We start from the raw sequence: 16,000 nt of genomic DNA, 5'->3' as shown, positions 1-16,000 counted from the left end.
TTTATTTTCACAATAATCATTTTTTCTTAATGCTCATTTAAGATGTAGTTGGCAACTTTGCTTTATTAAATTTTTTTCTATTTAAACTTCCTTTCTATCTATCGCTTTCCAGATATGCACCCCTTTAAACATATACCTCAAACTGAACAGAAGGTATATCTGGTGCCAGATAAAGGAAGATACGAGATTCGAACTGCTGATCCCGGATATAAGTGCAAGCGTAAATAGAGCCAGGATCCCAACTCCGTATATCAAACTGACCTCAGCAGCCAGGTACGCCCATAATATAACACTCGTAAAAAATGCGGCCGGAGCTATGAAAAACATCAGAATCCTTAAAGGAAATACGATAAACCCGAATTTCCTTGAGTTCGAAAATGCGAGATCAAGATTGTAAAATGTAGCCTCCAGAAGCCGCGCCGATCTTCTCAGTTTCTGCCTTCTCTGCTGCCCGAGGTCTTCCGTGATATATTCATAAAACTTCGCGGCTGGCTCATACAGGCACCTGTATCCGTTACGAATGATCCTAAGTGCCATTCCGGCATCCGACGCTCCGTGGGTTTCGGGGATTGGAGAAAAGGCTTTTTTCTTAAGAGCTATGAGGGGGCCGTTAAAACAGTAAGTGGAATCGATTCCACTTTCCCAGGTGCACATCTTGCCGTAAACCGAACGATAGGCTTTTTCCGAACTTGTGGTGAATGAACTCTTTTTAATTACGGGTTCAAGCTCGCCGCAAACCGCCCCGATTTTTTCATCACTTAACAGCCTTCCGATAGCATAGTCAAGGGCATTCTTTTCAAATACGACGTCTGCGTCGGTTGTGACCACTATATCGGTCTTTGCTCCGGAGACCCCCAGGTTTACCGATGCGTTTGTGCCTGTACGTTTTTCTTTTACGATGACTTCTCCTGAGATCCCGTATTCCTTAAATGCTTTTTTAGCCAGTTTTACAGTATCATCTGTTGACTGGTCGTCTACCACGATAGCGTGGATAAGCTCTGATGGGTAATTTATATCTCTCAGGTTTTTTATTCTGTTTTCAATTACTTCACTCTCGTTATATGTAGGAATTGAAACGGTGATTCGCGGGTAATTTTTAACTTTTACCGGTTCAGGTTCTTTTGTAATCAAAACCGCAACTATGTAAATAGAATAAACTGTTATGGGTATCAAACTTGTGAAAAGAGTGAGCGTTAAAAGCGAGTTCATATCGTCCACTTCAATGCATCAATAATATATATTTTTTAACCTTGTATCACAAAGTTTATAAATAACCTTGTTTCTGAATCTGAATGTATTATTTTCATGCATAAAAACCCAATAAAATGAATGTTTTTATAGATTTAATTCTAATTAGTATTCATTACACAGTTCTGGATTAGATTGATAAATCAATTCTTTCTTTGAGAATTTAACTCTGTATAACGATCTGTCCATCACTTAATTCTATATTCATCACTTAATTCTATCAATCACTGACACCATCCACAGAATTAAAATCCAGACAAAAAATTTACCTTTATGTAGAATTAATTCCTTTCATGAAATTGAATTCTCTTTATAAGTTATCACTAAAAGGTCCAAATTTCTGATATCTTAATTAGAACTTAAAGTTTTATTAAAGCTTAAATGTTTATTAGAACTTAAATATTTATTAGAACTTAAGAGTGTATTACATGACTGCTGAAAGCAAGAGTCCAAAAAAGTTGCTTGAAAGCCTTCCGTATTTTGTGGGGATCGTTATTTCATTTCTTGTTGCTCTCCACATCAGAACCCTCCCGAAGGCTGGTGTGTTTCTTTCGAACGGATTTGTGAGGTTTGGAGGAAATGATCCCTGGTACCATCTTCGAAATGTTGAGTCCATTCTCCACCATTTCCCGAATATGCTCTGGTTCGATGCTTATACACATTATCCTTTCGGGACGAACCAGGTCTTTGCTCCCTTATTCGACATGTTTCTGGCTTCGGTTATATGGGTGCTTGGCGGAGGGAATCCGGATCAGGACCTGATCTATAATGTGTCCGCATACTATCCGGCATTCCTCGGAGCCCTGGTGCTGGTCCCCACATACTATGCTGCAAAATGGGTATTCGATGACAGAAGAGTGGGTCTTCTTTCCGTATTCATTCTTGCGGTCCTTCCGGGGCAGTTCCTGTCCCGTTCAATGATAGGTTTCAATGACCATCATATTGCAGAAACTCTTCTAAGTACGGTTACTGCGATGTTTTTCATAATGGCACTGAATAAAGCAGGCAAATATAAAATTTCTTTTGAAAAAATTAAGAACAAGGACTTTGATTCCTTAAAGGGTATTCTCCCCTACCTTTTACTAACCGGAATTTTTCTTGGAGCCTATGCTCTTGCCTGGAAAGGTGCCCTTTTCTTTGCCTTTATCCTGGGCGCATACATCACGGTTCAACACGTCCTTGACCATATGAAGGGTAAACCTACGGATTATGTGGCGATTTCCGGGATGTTTATTTTTGCTGTTGCTTTTTTCATAGTGATGCTGACCCCTCATCTTGGGGGTACCAAATCCCTTCACATGAAAGGACTACTTGCTGGAATTTTTGCTTTTCCTATCCTCACGGGCATCTCCGTTTTTATGAATAATAGGAAGCTTCCGAAATACTATTATCCCTTTACGCTTGGAGTGCTATTTGTTGCCGGAATCGGACTGGCCAAAATTATATCCCCTTCTATTTTTGCACTGATCATGTCTGTCTTCAGTTATTTCTTGAGGACCGGCGGTGCACTTACGATTGCCGAAGCCTCTCCATTCTTCAGCAGAGGCGGGTTAGAACAGCTCTATGTGCAGTTTGCATATGCAGGATACGTTGTGTTCCTGGGACTTGCGCTGCTTGTCTATGATATCTACAAAAGGAACGGGCAGGAGAAAAGCTTCCTGCTTGTCTGGACTCTGATGATTTTCTGGGCAATGCTTCAGCAGAACCGTTTTGCGTACTACTTTTCGGTGAATGTCGCCATCCTTTCTGCCTATTTTGCGATCTGGATTGCGGACTCTGTAGGTTTGAAATCCCTTTCGGAGGATTTCAAAGCAAAAGTAAAATCCGTTGCAGAAATTCCTGACTTTGTCCGGAAAAACCTGAGCGCAAAAAAAGCTTTTTCAATAGTTGTGCTTCTGGTTTCTGCGCTTGTTCTCATCGTCCCGAGCTATGGCGCTGCGATGGAATACACTAAAGGCACGGGAGGTCCCAACGGTCCCTGGATCGAAGCAACCCTCTGGCTAAACTCCAACACTCCTGACCCGGGGCTGGATTTCTATGAAAATTATGAAATTCCCGCTGACGGGGAACTTTACTCCTATCCTGACTCCGCTTATGGCGTCATGTCCTGGTGGGACTACGGCCACTGGATCGAAGTAATCGGCCACAGAATTCCGAACGCAAATCCCTTCCAGCAGGGGGTCGGTGGCCGCAGGAACAGCCTTGAAGAAGAAAACAAACCCGGGGCTTCCACCTTCTTCACCGCTCAGTCCGAAGAAGAGGCCACGGCGGTTCTGGAAGCTATCCATCCTGACCCCGATAAAGTTGCAGCCCGTTACGTCGTCTCAGACGTGGAGATGGCAACAGGCAAGTTCTATGCAATGACTGCCTGGACTCTGGACTCCGAGGGCTACTACGAATCGACCTTTACAGGAAATGGGTACCAGACCCTGCCTGCTCTGCGCTACTACAATTCCATGGAAGCCAGGCTCCACCTCTTTGACGGGACCGGGCTTGAGCAGTACCGGCTGGTCCACGAGACCTGGGCAGGGCAGACAGCTGAAATGGGGTACAAGCAGGTGTTCAATTATCTCTATCTCACTCAGCTTGCTGCGGATGACCCCCGGGGTAAACTTGATGAGGAGGACACCGGCTACGTGAAGATTTTCGAATACGTAAAAGGTGCAAAAATAAGCGGAACTGCTTCCCCGAATGAGAAGGTCATGATAAACACAATCATTATGACAGGGCAGGGCAGGGATTTTGAATACTCCCAGTCTACAACTGCAGATTCGGAAGGCAGGTACGAGTTCACAGTGCCTTACTCAACCGAAGGGCCGATTTCCGGGGAGACCCAATTTGACACGGCTCCCATCAGGCCTTATCTTGTCAGTTACGGAAGCACGACAAAAGAAGTAGGGGTTAGTGAAGAAGCCGTTTTGAACGGGGAAGAGATTAAGGTTTGAATGTAAATTTTTAGAACGCACTTTCCTGTGCGTTTACTTCTCTCTTCCTTTCTTTCTCTTTCTCTTTCTCTTTCTTTTTTTCTTTTTTCAGCATTTTTTTCCGGACTTTACCTTTTGCTTTTTCCTGGCACTTCCCTCCCAAATTTCCAGTTAAGCCCTTATTTTCCGCTACTTACATATACCATTAAAAAAACCTACATGCCAGGTGAAAACTATGGAAAACCCTATCAAAGGCCGAGTCTGGATTTTCGGGGCCGATGTCGATACCGATGTTATCATCCCCGGGAAATACCTGCGGACCAAGGACATGCAGGTCTTTGCAGCCCATGCCATGGAAGGCATAGACCCCGAATTCGCTAAAAATGTGAAGGCTGGGGATATCATCGTTGCAGGAAACAACTTCGGCTGCGGCTCGTCACGGGAACAGGCTCCGCTTGCCCTGAAATATGCCGGTGTGGCCTGCATTGTCGCAAAGTCCTTTGCAAGGATCTTTTTCAGGAACGCCATCAATGTGGGGCTGCCCCTGATGGAAGCGGATGTCGAGTGCCAGGAAGGAGATGAGATCGAGGTTGATCTGCTTAAAGGCGAGGTCTCCGTTCCGGGCAGGGGCACATTCGAAGGGAATAAACTCCCTGATTTCTTGCTCGAAATCCTGACTGACGGAGGGCTTGTGGCTCACAGGAAGAAGCTCCAGAGCCAGGAACTGAAGAAGGAAAACTGAAGTTAATGAGGCTATCCGAAGCTAACTGAAGATAACCGAAGGAAAAACGGGTTAAAAAACTGAATTTGAAGATTCTAATCTGGAGCAATTCATATGATCTTTCCCGACGAGTACAAATGCGTGGGTGTATCAAAAGCCCTTCCCGAGGGCACGGAAGAGCCCATTTATTTCCTGACAGAGTACCTGATAGTTGAAAAAGAGGACCTCGAGTCCGGAAGTACTGAATACTCTGTCTACTACGTGAAGAAAAGCGGAAATGAGCTGCTCAGAAAGGTTGAATCCCTTGAGCTGATAGCCTCTGGAGAAGAGGTGGTCAGGTACGAAAAGGAACTGAACATAAAGGACCGTTCCCTCCTGATCGAAACCGCCGCGAAACTCTGCACCGGAAAGGTAAATACCGTCATTTTTACCGGTGTGGACAGGCACGTAACAATTGTCCACGATCCTGATCCCTCAGTCATCCTTGAAATCGAGATCCTGGATGTTGCTCCTCCAACTCCTTCCTGGCTTTCCCAGGTTGTACGGAGGCTTGAAGCCAGCGGGATTTTCGGGGACCTACAGATCCGTTTCACGGAAAACACGGTTGACTTAAGGCAGTTCGAAGGGGAAAATACGGTTTTTCCCTGCAGTTCCTCGGGGCTTGAAGGAAAATGCCTTGACTCGGACGTGCTCACCGAAAACGGGCACCTGCTTGTGGGCTGTGAGATCTCGAAGTCTCTTTTTGAGATGCGCTTTCCGGAACTTGAGTATTCCTTCGTGAATATCTGTCCCTTCAAGTCCGAAATAGTAGTGCCCACAAAGCTCTTCATCACCCGCTGCTGCAGGTCCGAAAAATCAGGACTTGTCAACATCAACGGCATTGAAGGGGCGGTTGTGCACTGGGGAGCTTCGGAATATCAGGTTTCGGAAGCCATCAGAAAACTTGTGAACAGGTACAGGGAAAATGAGTAACGGGTTAGGGGAAAATAAATAACAGCTTTAGGGAAAAATGAACTGCAGTTTTTTCCTTTTCAGGACAAGTTTCAAGTTTTCCTTTTATATTTCCCTTAAATCGCGGAAGCGGAGTTTAAATAACGGAAGTGAGTATATCCAATGTCCTTTTTTACAAATTTCCTCTTAGCTCTCGGGCTTGCCATGGATGCGTTTGCAGTATCCATTTCAAGTGGATCTACTGTGCGGCCTTTTCGGTTAAACGATGCCCTGAAAATGGCGGCTTTTTTCGGAGGCTTCCAGGCGTTAATGCCGGTTATGGGCTGGCTGGGGGGAAGTGTGGTAAGCACTTTTCTTTCGGCGTATGCTCCCTGGATCGCTTTTGCGCTTCTGGCTTTTATCGGGGGCAAAATGATATACGAAGCCCTTTACGGGGATCCGGACGGTAAAGTAAGTTCCCTGAGTTATTCCGTGCTTTTCCTGCTTGCCGTTGCAACAAGCATTGACGCCCTTGCGGTCGGGATCAGCTTTGCGTTTTTGAACACTCCTATCCTTGAGCCCGTGATCATTATTGGCTGTGTGACCTTTTTCATGTCTTTTTTCGGGGCTATCCTGGGGCACAGGGTAGGGCATTTCTTTGAAAGCGAGGTTGAAATCCTGGGCGGGCTCATCCTGATCGGGCTTGGTGTTAAAATCCTTGCCGAACACCTGCTCTGGATATGATTCGGGTTCGTCAGGTTCATATACTCTCTCGCAGTCTCAATCTTTGAGGTGAGGATGACGAAACTTGCGGTAATAGAAGGTGACGGAATAGGAAGGGAAGTGATCCCTGCAGCCCTGGAAGTCCTGGACGCTTTCGGGCTCGATATTGAAAAAGTGCCCCTGGAACTCGGATATGCCCGGTGGGAGAAGACCGGGACTGCGATGTCGGAGGAGGACATCGATACCATAAAGGACTGCGATGCGGTCCTGTTCGGGGCTATAACCACGGTTCCTGACCCGAACTATAAGAGCATCCTGCTGACTATCCGGAAGGAGCTTGACCTCTATGCCAATGTCCGGCCTATAAAGCCCCTGCCCGGAGTTATGGGTGTGACCGGCAGGAGTGATTTTGATTTTGTGATTGTCCGGGAAAACACGGAAGGGCTCTATTCCGGAATTGAGGAGCTCCACGAGGATTTTTCCACAACCCAGAGGCTTGTCACTAGGAAAGGTTCCGAAAGGATTGCGGAATACGCCTGCAAACTTGCAAAAGAGAGAAAGAACCGGCTGACCATTGTCCACAAGTCAAACGTCCTTAAATCCGACAAACTTTTCCTTGACGTCTGCCGGGAGACTGCCAGTGCCCGGGGAGTTGAGTCCAATGACATGCTTGTGGATGCCATGGCTTACAGCCTCATGATGCGCCCTGAGAATTACGACGTTGTGGTCACAACCAACCTCTTCGGGGACATCCTGAGCGACATGTCCGGGGCTCTCGTGGGAAGCCTGGGGCTACTCCCAAGCGCAAATATCGGCTCAAAGTATGCCTTTTTCGAGCCCGTACACGGGAGCGCACCTGACATTGCAGGAAAGGGCATTGCAAACCCACTTGCGGCAATTCTCTGCGTAAAGATGCTGCTTGAATGGATGGGGGAAAAAAGAGCTCCGCTAATCGACGAGGCTATCAGCTACGTGCTTCAAAAGAAAATTGTACCTCCCGACCTGGGCGGCAATTCCACCACGGCGGAGATCGGGCATGCGGTTGCAGAATACCTGAAGAAGCTTTTGATGGCCTGACTAAGTTTTGAAGGCCTGGCTAAGTTTTGAAGGCTTGAATAATTTCTGATAGCCTGAAGAAGTTTTGATCAACAACTCTTCGGTCCGATTGATCCGTTTGCTCCGGTGAGTCAGATATTTTCTCCCGTCTGCAAAACTTCTTTTTTTCTTCCTCTTTTTTCAGTTCCTGAAATCAGTTCTGCAAAGCAGACTTCCTGGCTGGCTCTGAAGCTTTCAAACTGTTCGTAATAATGAGTTCTTTGAACAAGTCCTTTAAAATATTCATCCATAAGTTTATCCCCCTTTTATACCCATAGAAATATAGTATCTTATATTTTATAAATATTTTCTATCAGTAAGTATAAATCATATTCAGGTTTTTAATATATCATGAGTTAAAATATTTAGGAAGAAACCTCTTTCAATCTTCCAATATTCTACTCTGTCATATCCCTCACTCTCTCACTCTGTCATATCTACACTTTATCTTGTCATGAGGCTTGTACATGAAAAAACACAGTTTTTTAATTCTGGTAATAGTTTTCGCATCTCTTCTCCTCTCCGGATGTGCTGAATTTGATGGCGATGCCGGGAATGATCTGGAGGTCGAGCTTTCGGGGGTTGATGAGGTCCCTCCGGAATCAGCCGGTTTGGGAAATGACGTCCTCTATCAGGTCTCCACCCTTGATGCTCTGCTCCAGAGCGTCTACGACGGCGTTCTTCCTATCGAAGAGCTTGAAACTCACGGGGATTTCGGGCTCGGGACTTTCGACGGGCTCGAAGGGGAAATGCTCGCCCTTGACGGAGATTATTACCAGATCAAAACCGATGGGCTTGCCTACCCTGTTTCCGGGGAAATGACCACTCCTTTTGCCACGGTAACCTTCTTTGAAACAGACGAGAGTTACGGGCTGGAGGGGCCAATGAACCTCACGGAACTCGAAGCCTTCCTGGACTCAAAGCTCCCTTCGGAAAATCTCTTCTATGCAGTCCGGGTTGAGGGAAACTTTTCCTTCATGAAGGCGCGAAGTGTTCCAAAGCAGGAAAAACCGTACCCCAGGCTTGTGGACGTTGTCTCAACTCAGGCAGTCTTTGAATTTGAAAATATAAGCGGCACACTGGTAGGGTTCAGGGCTCCCGACTACGTGAAAGGAGTCAATGTGCCGGGCTACCATATTCACTTTATTACCACGGATAGGAGTGCAGGAGGGCATATCCTTGACTTTGAGCTTGAAGAAGGGGATGCCGCAGTTGACATCACAAGGGCTTTCTTCATGGAACTTCCTACCAGCGGTGACTTTTATGAAGTGGAACTGGGTCAGGATCTTCAGTCTGATTTAGAAAGGGTTGAAAAGTAAGTTTATGCTTTATTGAAGCTTTTCAGCTTTTTTATCCCCTGAGCTTTTTCTTTTTATTTTCCCTCTTTTATTTTTCCAGTTTTCTCTCTTTTCCTCAGAATACTCTCTGATGTCTTTACCCCTGGTTTCCAATCAGGTCCTTATTTTAGAAACTCAGGCAGGATATTTGAGTTCCGGCTCTGTTACCGGCATGTCCTGAAACTGCCCGGAAATGTGGGTGTTTCTGAAGCTTTCAAACTGTTCATAGTACAGGGCGCGTTCGATCAATCCGTTGAATAACTCTTCCATTGTTTTAACCTCAATAACTAAATTACTTCAGTACTTATTAAGCTCAGCCAAGCTGGGTGAAAGTATTATCCAGGGATCTTTGAGGCTGGATTTAAGGGGGTATTGACGCCTGTTGATGCATCTGTTGATGTGTCCACTGAGTAGTTCACTGAGTAGTCTAATGATGCTGAAAACTAGAATATGGGTGCTTTTTCATTGTAAAGTTCTTGACTGTATTATTTTATTCTTTTGCAATCTCCGCAAGTTGCTTTCCGAGGTCCCTGCACATCTCCAGTTCCGATCCTTCCGGCCTGTACCTTACCTGGATGCCAGGTTCGAGGAGCTCCACTCCTGAGTTTTTCAGTTCCTGTTCTATGGTTTTTACGGCCCCTCCTCCCCAGCCGTAGGAGCCGAAGGCAGCGGCTTTTTTCTTAGGGGGACGCAGGCCTTTCAGGTAGGCAAGAAAGTCCCCGACGGATGGAAAGATCCCGTTGTTCAGGGTGGGGGAGCCGATAGCAAAGGCTGCCGAATCCAGCATCTCTTTCATGATACGGTTTCGGGTATTTTTCCGGAGGTGCAGGAGTTTTACCTCCACTCCGGCTTTCCGGGCGGCTTCTGCAATTTCCTTCGCCATTATTTCGGTGCTGCCCCACATGCTGTCATAGATCACGAGGACTTTTTCCCTTCCTTTTCCGTTTGCCCAGGCGGTATAGGCTTTCAGGATTTTGTCGAGGTCCCGCTTCCAGACCGCACCGTGGGATGGGGCGATCTGTTTGGGGGAAATCCCGTACTCTTTAAGCCTTCCCAGGTAGCGTAGAAGGGGCACCCCGAAGGGCATGAGGATATTGGCGTAATACTCAGCAGCGGCGGGGATCAGGTCTCCGACTTCATAATCATAACGTTTGGAAGTGGCAATGTGCTGCCCGAAGGCATCATTTGAAAAGAGAATACTGTTTTCTATCAGGAAAGTCTCCATGCTGTCAGGCCAGTGGAGCATGGTTGCTTCCAGGAAGACCAGGGTTTTGCTGCCAAGAATCAGCTGGTCCCCGGTCCGGACAATTTGAAAGTCCCAGTCGTCGGAGCCAAAGGGCTTGAAATAACCGTCCAGGATGTCCCTGCCCCGCCTTGTTATGAAGATGCTTGCATCCGTGTGCTTCTTCAGTTCCGCAAGGGCTCCGGCATGGTCCATTTCCATGTGGTTTACCACGATATAATCGATTTTCGCAGGGTCAATGATCTCCCGGATACGCTCCAGCATCTCCCCTGCAAAATCGGCCTTCACGGTGTCGATGAGGGCGGTTTTCTCCCCCACTACCAGATAGGCGTTGTAGGTGGTCCCCTCCGGTGTGCTAAAGCCATGAAAGTCCCTCCCGTTCCAGTCAATTACCCCTACCCAGTAAACCCCTTTGGCAAGCTCAACGGCTCCGCCTCTTTCTCCACTTTCCATACCAACCCCCTGAAAGACCCCCGATTTCCTGAATGATTCTTTCTTCAATTCTTTTTTCTTCAATTCTTTTTTCCTGTTTGGGCTTTATTTTTTCTGAGGCTTTTTTTCAGGTCTGCATCCTGAAATCAGTGATAGATTCGAGATAGCTGTCAAGAAGGTCATAATGGATGCTCTCGTACCCGGCAAGCATCTCGAAAAATTTTTTCTGCGTCTCGTCCTCGCTCAGTTTTGCCAGTTCCATGTAGAAATACTCGCTTTTCCGCTCATGCCTCATTGCTGCGATAACGACTCCGATTGCTCCCAGCTCCATATGGCCGTAACCAGTTTCAGTTTCCTCGAACTCCGGGGTAAAGGACTGGCCGCTCGGAATTTGGATCTCGATTTCAGGGAGCTTTTTTGTATTCCTGTATTCTTCCAGGTAATGCAGGTGTTTTGCTTCCTCATCTGCCAGATACGTATAGAGGTCCTTTAACTGGATACTATCCGTGGTGGCTGCTTTCTCCATGTAAAAGGTTCTGGCTTCTTTTTCCCTTTCTGCCGCAAGGGCTATGGCTTCATCAAGGTCTTTGAGCTTGCTCACTTCATCAACGACTTCCTGGAATGCGTATTTCACAGTTATTTTACCCCCTTTATACGGTGTTTTTTGGTTCAACTTTTCTTCAGGATTCCGATCCCCTGTCGGTTCCTTTAAACTTCCGGTTTTTCCATCCCCAGGAGGTCATAGATGTCGTAAGGACTTTTGAGCAGGGTGATATTTTCCATCTGGGCCAGTTTTTCCGAGTTGGTAACATCTATTTCTCTCATTGTGAGTTCAAAAGTCCTGCCTGTGGGTGCGGAAGTCTTTACTGTGCCTCTCTTCTGGTCAACGGGCAGAATATAGATGGGAGTCGAGCCTTTTGCAGTCTGGGATACCGCATTCGTTACCAGGGTATCAGCAATCCCATTGACAATCTTTGCAACCGTGTTGGCAGTTGCCGGGGCCACCAGGAGAAAGTCGTAATATCCCATCTGGAGCGGGCCTGCAATGAACGGGGAGTTTGGCCCCGCATCCGTCTTGAAATTGGGGAAGTCCTTCTGGATTTTGTCCCAGAGGTGATACCATTTCATCACGGTCTCCCCTTCCTTGGAAAGAAACACCATCGTTTCGACCCCTGTCCGCTTTTTGAGATCTACCATCGTGTTGTAGGTCTCTATCATCTGGTCACCTGAGCCCGTGATGGCCCACGCGATTCTCTTGATCTTTTTAGCTGACGCTTCCACCAAACAAATCACTCCTCAAATATAGTTTCATTAATTTCTGTTGTATTTTTGATTGGCCAATTATGTTACATTTTTGATTGACTAATTATGTTGTATTTTTGATTGGCTAATTATGTTGCATTTTTTATCAGCTTGAATTTAAATTCAAAAGAAGGTGTTTATTGTTGTAGATATGCCGATTTTCAAGCATGCCCGGATCAGGATTTCTGGCTTTAATCCGGTCTTCCCTTTTCTTCCCCTTTTCTTCCCCTTTTGCCTCTTTTTACCCCTTTTCCCTTTTTTCTTCCTTTTATTTCCTTTCTTTTTCCGGTGGTTTGGGCTTTTCTGAGGGTCCGGCCTTTTTCACCAGCTGTGTAGTTTGGATGAATTTTTTCATGGTTTTTCGAAGGCTCCGCATCCCCTCGGAATCTTCGGAAACTCCCTCTTCCCCTTTGTCCCGGGACCAGAACGTAGCCCCTAAATTGGCTCCGAAAGAACCTCCCCCCACCGGAATCATTTCATTTATTATGTAGAAGTTGTGGATAGTCTGGAGTGCAGGCTCCTGCCCTCCTACCCGGTCTCCTCCATCGGCAATCCCCATTCCTACCTTATTCAGGAAGACTTTCGGGTCTTTTGCAACCACGGCCCTTACCCGGTCCATGATTGTCTTTGTCTGGGCACTGATGGTCCCCTGGTATACGGGGGTCCCGATGATCCAGGCATCCGCCCACATCATCTTCTCGTACAGTTCGGCCGAGATGTCATCCTTATGGACACAGCCCTCTCTTTTCTTGACGCAATAATCGCAGTGAATGCAAAAATTCAGCTTTTTTCCTTTCGCGGAAAAGTAATCGGTTTCTGCGTTGTATTTCTCCCTTGCAATCCGCAAGGCTTCCTGGACCAGATAATCGGTCGCCATTTTTCTAGGGCTCCCGGAGATCCCCAGAATTTTTATGCTTTCGGATTCAACTTCGGCCATTTTCCCCTCCAGGCATCTTCTATTAATCATTATATCTATCTGACATATATCAGAGTATGCTCTGAGTTTTCTCCTCTCTCTCTTTTCTCCCTTTTCCTTACATGTCCGGGTTTTTTCTATTTCCGGGTTTTTTTCTATTCCCGGTTCTTTATCTTCTGATTCTTTTCTCTTTCACCCTTTTAATTTCCTGTAAACTACTGCCAGGAAAACGATTGCCAGCATTCCTGCTGCTCCCATTTCCGGAATTCCCTGACTTGAAGTATCGGTTTCAGGGTAAGTCGCCATATCTATTACCGGTACGGTATAGGTGCCTTCCCCGAAGAGCTCGTCGATATGTTCCTGGGAAGCTGAGCGGTAGTGCAGGACCGATTTTATGGTGATTGGAGGTGTGGCTCCCTCGGGCATCACAAAGGAATGGTTTTCCAGCACCGAGGCTTTCGGGAGAATCCTGTTATCGTAAAGGATACTTTCTGCTTCCCAGACTTTTAAGGTGGGTTGCCCTTCGGAATTCGCAAAGACCGTATGGTAGACTGTTGCTTCCGGGTCTATTTCTCCTGCTTCGTTCAGGGCTCCGGAATGGTAAAGCTCCTTCCCTTCTGCGTCTGTTGCGGTAAGCTCCAGCCAGATTTCCCTGTCTTCAGTGACTCCACTTGGGATTTTATGCCCTGCCCCGATGTTTTTAATCTCCACTTCAATGTCCACGGTTTCCCCGGCTTCAGCTGCTTCCGGGGCTTTTACGTCCAGGGATGCGGCATGCTGCAGGGATTCTATTGCCCGTTTTTCATGCCTGCCTTCTCCGAGGGCATCTGTTACGAAGGCGTTCCCCCCCACAAAGTAGTGGGTATAAACATGCTCCCTTTCCGGGCCGCTTGAGGTAGCTTTTCCCGGATTCGCTTCATATTCGACAATCCCAGGTGTCATGTGGCAGTCCTGGCACTGGACTCCTTCTTCCGCGTACGGGCTTTCTTTCCACTCCGTGTAGGTGGCGGCAAGGGTCAGGTTGTTGGCAGGGTGGTAGATGTTGTGGCACATCCCGCAGTATTCGGATTGCGTGTAGAATTCGTGGGCTTCGACTTCATGGGCAGGGGACTGGGCGTCTGTCCTGCGGCCCCATTTCACGTTCCCGGGGTCGAGCATATAGGGAGCGTTTCCTATCCCTCCGCTTTCAGCGACAGCGTGACAGAAATCACACTGGACTCCTTCTTTTGCGACCTCGCTCAGGCCCGAACCGTCAAGGGGCGGGATTTCTTCCGAAACCACCCCTATGGGAGTGTGGCAGCGGGAACAAAATCCTTCTGGGAGCCCTTCTGCTTCTGCAGCAGCGCCGTATTCCTGCAGCATTGCCTGGTAAAAGAAATCCTCATCGGAGTTCGAGTGCATGGATCCGTCCCATTCCCCGAAAGCGTTTCCATGGCAATTTGAACAGAGCCCGGACTTAGAAAACTGGCCCGACGCAAAATCTCCGGGTTCGCTCTGCTCTGCAGCCGCGGGGAATATCCCTGCGAGTCCTGCAATAAAAAAAAAGGTAAATAAAATGGTAATTAGAAGTCCCAGCTTTTCCACCGTCATTCCCCCGCATGGTTTCCTGTAAGGTTTTTCAGGTTTTTCAGGCTTTCCAGGAACACTTCCTGCCTTTGCCTTCCTCTCCGGACATGACCTCTATTTTCCTGGCTGCCTCCCAGAGCCCGTGGATGTTGCAGTGTTCCAGGGCGTAAAGGTTCGTGATCACGGACTTTTCTCCGCACTCTCCGCAGATGTTCACTCCGTGTATAGTGCAGGTTTCAATTTCTTTGATGGCGATCAGAGCCTCATCAGCTTCTACCCTGAAAGTGGCCCGAGCATTCTCATCGGAAGGCGACAGTTCTTTGCGCCCCACGAGCTTGTTGCGCAGATAAAGCTCAACCCATTCGATGAAGTGTTTTTCCTCCATCACATGGGGGATGCTGCCCACGGTCACAGTGACCTCGAAAGGCTCTCCTGCAATCACGGTTTCGGGAGCTTCGATAATAGGTACGTGTTTCTTTTCGCCTTCGGTCAGGTTTTCAGGGTCAACCGGTTTGTTTACTTTTTCTTCAGCTGCAATTTCGGCCATGGTTTTTTTCTCCATTTTATTTTTTATTTTCTATTTTTTATCTTGAGAATTCGACTTTTTCACTCTCCTCCTTCAGTTTTCACTCCCCTCCTTCAGTTTTCACTCCCACCCTCAATTATTTTTTGGAGTGGATATAGGGGAATCCATTGGTGAATATAACGTCCCGAAAGTCCGGGATGTTAAGCAAGCCTGGTTTCGTAAACGTGGCCTGAAACCTATGGGTGGATGCAAAGTCCGGAAGGTCCGGGTGTGGACAGTTTCCACTATCCCCTGGTGTCTTCCATACCCTCCATTTCTCAAGGGATTTTTTATATGCGCCCTGTAAACAAATGTCCCCTGAAGCAGACCCCCGCTTCAAAACTTGCCGTGACCAACAGCATAAGCGTTACAGTTACAGGAAACTGCTTGCTTCTTGCTTTCCTGGCCGATTCTTGCGAAGAGCACGACTTTTTGATTTCTGCGGATCAATTTTCCCATTATTTTCCCCTTTATATCCAAATCAATGTCCGCATTCATCCTGGGCTGTGGATAGTTTTGCTCTTCCTACCTGTTTGCCCTGGTGGTAGAGTCCGACTCACCCGATATAGTGCCTTTCTTTCATAGGGGGTGGGATCTCTCTCGTCACCACGTTCACTTCTATCGAGCTTTTCCCTTTATTTTAACAGCTTTAGAGCTTCCCTGCATGCTGAGATTGCGGGAGCTCCCGAAGTTATGAAGATGACGTCCATGGTTTCCATGATCTCTTCTTTGGTGGCTCCGTTATTGAGGGCATTTCTCATCTGAGCCATGGTACAGGCTTCGCACTGTTTGGAAGCCACAACCGCAAGGGCCATCAGGCTCTTCACCTTTGCCGGGAGGGCACCGTCGGACAGGAGTTTCTTGTTACAAACTCCGTATTTGTGCACGAACCTGGGATCAATCTCTTTCAAGGTTTCCAGAATTCCCGGGGTAAAGCCAATCTTTTCCCCCATCTCTTCAATTAACTTTTCTGCTTCTTCTGGCATTATATTTACCTC

Annotated in this window: 18 protein-coding genes; 6 read left to right on the top strand and 12 right to left on the bottom strand. The window is 47.1% G+C overall.

The window, feature by feature from the left end; genetic code table 11:
• Positions 1-81: 81 nt before the first annotated feature.
• Positions 82-1,209: a glycosyltransferase gene (locus tag ACSAZK_RS06055; RefSeq protein WP_440956478.1), complete on the bottom strand. Its 1,128-nt coding sequence runs from the start codon at positions 1,207-1,209 to the stop codon at positions 82-84.
• Positions 1,210-1,676: 467 nt separating this feature from the next.
• Here ACSAZK_RS06055 and ACSAZK_RS06050 point away from each other — a divergent pair, with 467 nt between their 5' ends.
• From ACSAZK_RS06050 to ACSAZK_RS06030, 5 genes are all read left to right on the top strand, one after another.
• On the top strand, positions 1,677-4,193 hold the full coding sequence (locus tag ACSAZK_RS06050) for an oligosaccharyl transferase, archaeosortase A system-associated (RefSeq protein ID WP_440956477.1): 2,517 nt from the start codon (positions 1,677-1,679) through the stop codon (positions 4,191-4,193).
• 214 nt (positions 4,194-4,407) lie between these two features.
• On the top strand, positions 4,408-4,914 hold the full coding sequence (hacB, locus tag ACSAZK_RS06045; protein ID WP_440956476.1) for a homoaconitase small subunit: 507 nt from the start codon (positions 4,408-4,410) through the stop codon (positions 4,912-4,914).
• Positions 4,915-5,007: 93 nt separating this feature from the next.
• Positions 5,008-5,865, top strand: a complete 858-nt coding sequence (locus ACSAZK_RS06040) for a DUF7714 family protein (protein ID WP_440956475.1) — start codon at positions 5,008-5,010, stop codon at positions 5,863-5,865.
• A gap of 141 nt (positions 5,866-6,006) precedes the next feature.
• Positions 6,007-6,567, top strand: coding sequence for a manganese efflux pump MntP (locus tag ACSAZK_RS06035; RefSeq protein WP_440956474.1), 561 nt, complete (start codon positions 6,007-6,009; stop codon positions 6,565-6,567).
• Positions 6,568-6,621: 54 nt separating this feature from the next.
• On the top strand, positions 6,622-7,623 hold the full coding sequence (locus ACSAZK_RS06030) for an isocitrate/isopropylmalate family dehydrogenase (protein ID WP_440956473.1): 1,002 nt from the start codon (positions 6,622-6,624) through the stop codon (positions 7,621-7,623).
• 110 nt (positions 7,624-7,733) lie between these two features.
• Here the strand turns inward: ACSAZK_RS06030 and ACSAZK_RS06025 are convergent, their stop codons facing one another.
• Entirely contained in the window at positions 7,734-7,892 is a 159-nt protein-coding gene (locus tag ACSAZK_RS06025) for a hypothetical protein (RefSeq protein ID WP_440956472.1), read from the bottom strand.
• Positions 7,893-8,108: 216 nt separating this feature from the next.
• On the opposite strand from ACSAZK_RS06025, the gene budA reads away from it, so the two are divergent.
• The gene (budA, locus tag ACSAZK_RS06020; protein WP_440956471.1) at positions 8,109-8,960 is read left to right on the top strand and encodes an acetolactate decarboxylase; all 852 of its coding nucleotides are present in this window, start codon (positions 8,109-8,111) and stop codon (positions 8,958-8,960) included.
• A gap of 9 nt (positions 8,961-8,969) precedes the next feature.
• Here budA and ACSAZK_RS06015 read toward each other — a convergent pair whose 3' ends face one another.
• The 10 genes from ACSAZK_RS06015 to ACSAZK_RS05970 all read right to left on the bottom strand — a co-directional run bounded on the left by ACSAZK_RS06015 (position 8,970) and on the right by ACSAZK_RS05970 (position 15,988).
• The gene (locus ACSAZK_RS06015; protein ID WP_440956470.1) at positions 8,970-9,092 is read right to left on the bottom strand and encodes a hypothetical protein; all 123 of its coding nucleotides are present in this window, start codon (positions 9,090-9,092) and stop codon (positions 8,970-8,972) included.
• A gap of 21 nt (positions 9,093-9,113) precedes the next feature.
• Positions 9,114-9,248 (bottom strand): hypothetical protein, encoded by a 135-nt coding sequence (locus ACSAZK_RS06010; protein ID WP_440956469.1) that lies wholly within the window; start codon positions 9,246-9,248, stop codon positions 9,114-9,116.
• A gap of 220 nt (positions 9,249-9,468) precedes the next feature.
• A complete protein-coding gene (locus tag ACSAZK_RS06005; protein ID WP_440956468.1) occupies positions 9,469-10,674 on the bottom strand; it encodes an FprA family A-type flavoprotein in 1,206 nt (401 codons plus the stop codon).
• A gap of 106 nt (positions 10,675-10,780) precedes the next feature.
• Entirely contained in the window at positions 10,781-11,287 is a 507-nt protein-coding gene (locus ACSAZK_RS06000) for a ferritin-like domain-containing protein (RefSeq protein ID WP_440956467.1), read from the bottom strand.
• Positions 11,288-11,361: 74 nt separating this feature from the next.
• Positions 11,362-11,937 (bottom strand): archaeoflavoprotein AfpA, encoded by a 576-nt coding sequence (gene afpA / locus ACSAZK_RS05995; RefSeq protein WP_440956466.1) that lies wholly within the window; start codon positions 11,935-11,937, stop codon positions 11,362-11,364.
• A 286-nt stretch (positions 11,938-12,223) separates the two neighbouring features.
• Positions 12,224-12,892, bottom strand: a complete 669-nt coding sequence (locus ACSAZK_RS05990) for a flavodoxin family protein (protein ID WP_440956465.1) — start codon at positions 12,890-12,892, stop codon at positions 12,224-12,226.
• Positions 12,893-13,063: 171 nt separating this feature from the next.
• Positions 13,064-14,461 carry a multiheme c-type cytochrome gene (locus tag ACSAZK_RS05985; RefSeq protein ID WP_440956464.1) on the bottom strand — a complete coding sequence of 466 codons (1,398 nt, stop codon included), beginning with the start codon at positions 14,459-14,461 and terminating at the stop codon, positions 13,064-13,066.
• 37 nt (positions 14,462-14,498) lie between these two features.
• Entirely contained in the window at positions 14,499-14,984 is a 486-nt protein-coding gene (locus ACSAZK_RS05980) for a class II SORL domain-containing protein (protein ID WP_440956463.1), read from the bottom strand.
• A 354-nt stretch (positions 14,985-15,338) separates the two neighbouring features.
• The gene (locus ACSAZK_RS05975) at positions 15,339-15,461 is read right to left on the bottom strand and encodes a hypothetical protein (protein WP_440956462.1); all 123 of its coding nucleotides are present in this window, start codon (positions 15,459-15,461) and stop codon (positions 15,339-15,341) included.
• A gap of 176 nt (positions 15,462-15,637) precedes the next feature.
• Positions 15,638-15,988 carry a carboxymuconolactone decarboxylase family protein gene (locus tag ACSAZK_RS05970; RefSeq protein WP_048177929.1) on the bottom strand — a complete coding sequence of 117 codons (351 nt, stop codon included), beginning with the start codon at positions 15,986-15,988 and terminating at the stop codon, positions 15,638-15,640.
• Positions 15,989-16,000: the final 12 nt, after the last annotated feature.

It is taken from the genome of Methanosarcina sediminis, from assembly GCF_052056915.1.
Classification (GTDB): domain Archaea; phylum Halobacteriota; class Methanosarcinia; order Methanosarcinales; family Methanosarcinaceae; genus MTP4.
This window is presented reverse-complemented; position numbering and strand designations above follow the sequence as displayed.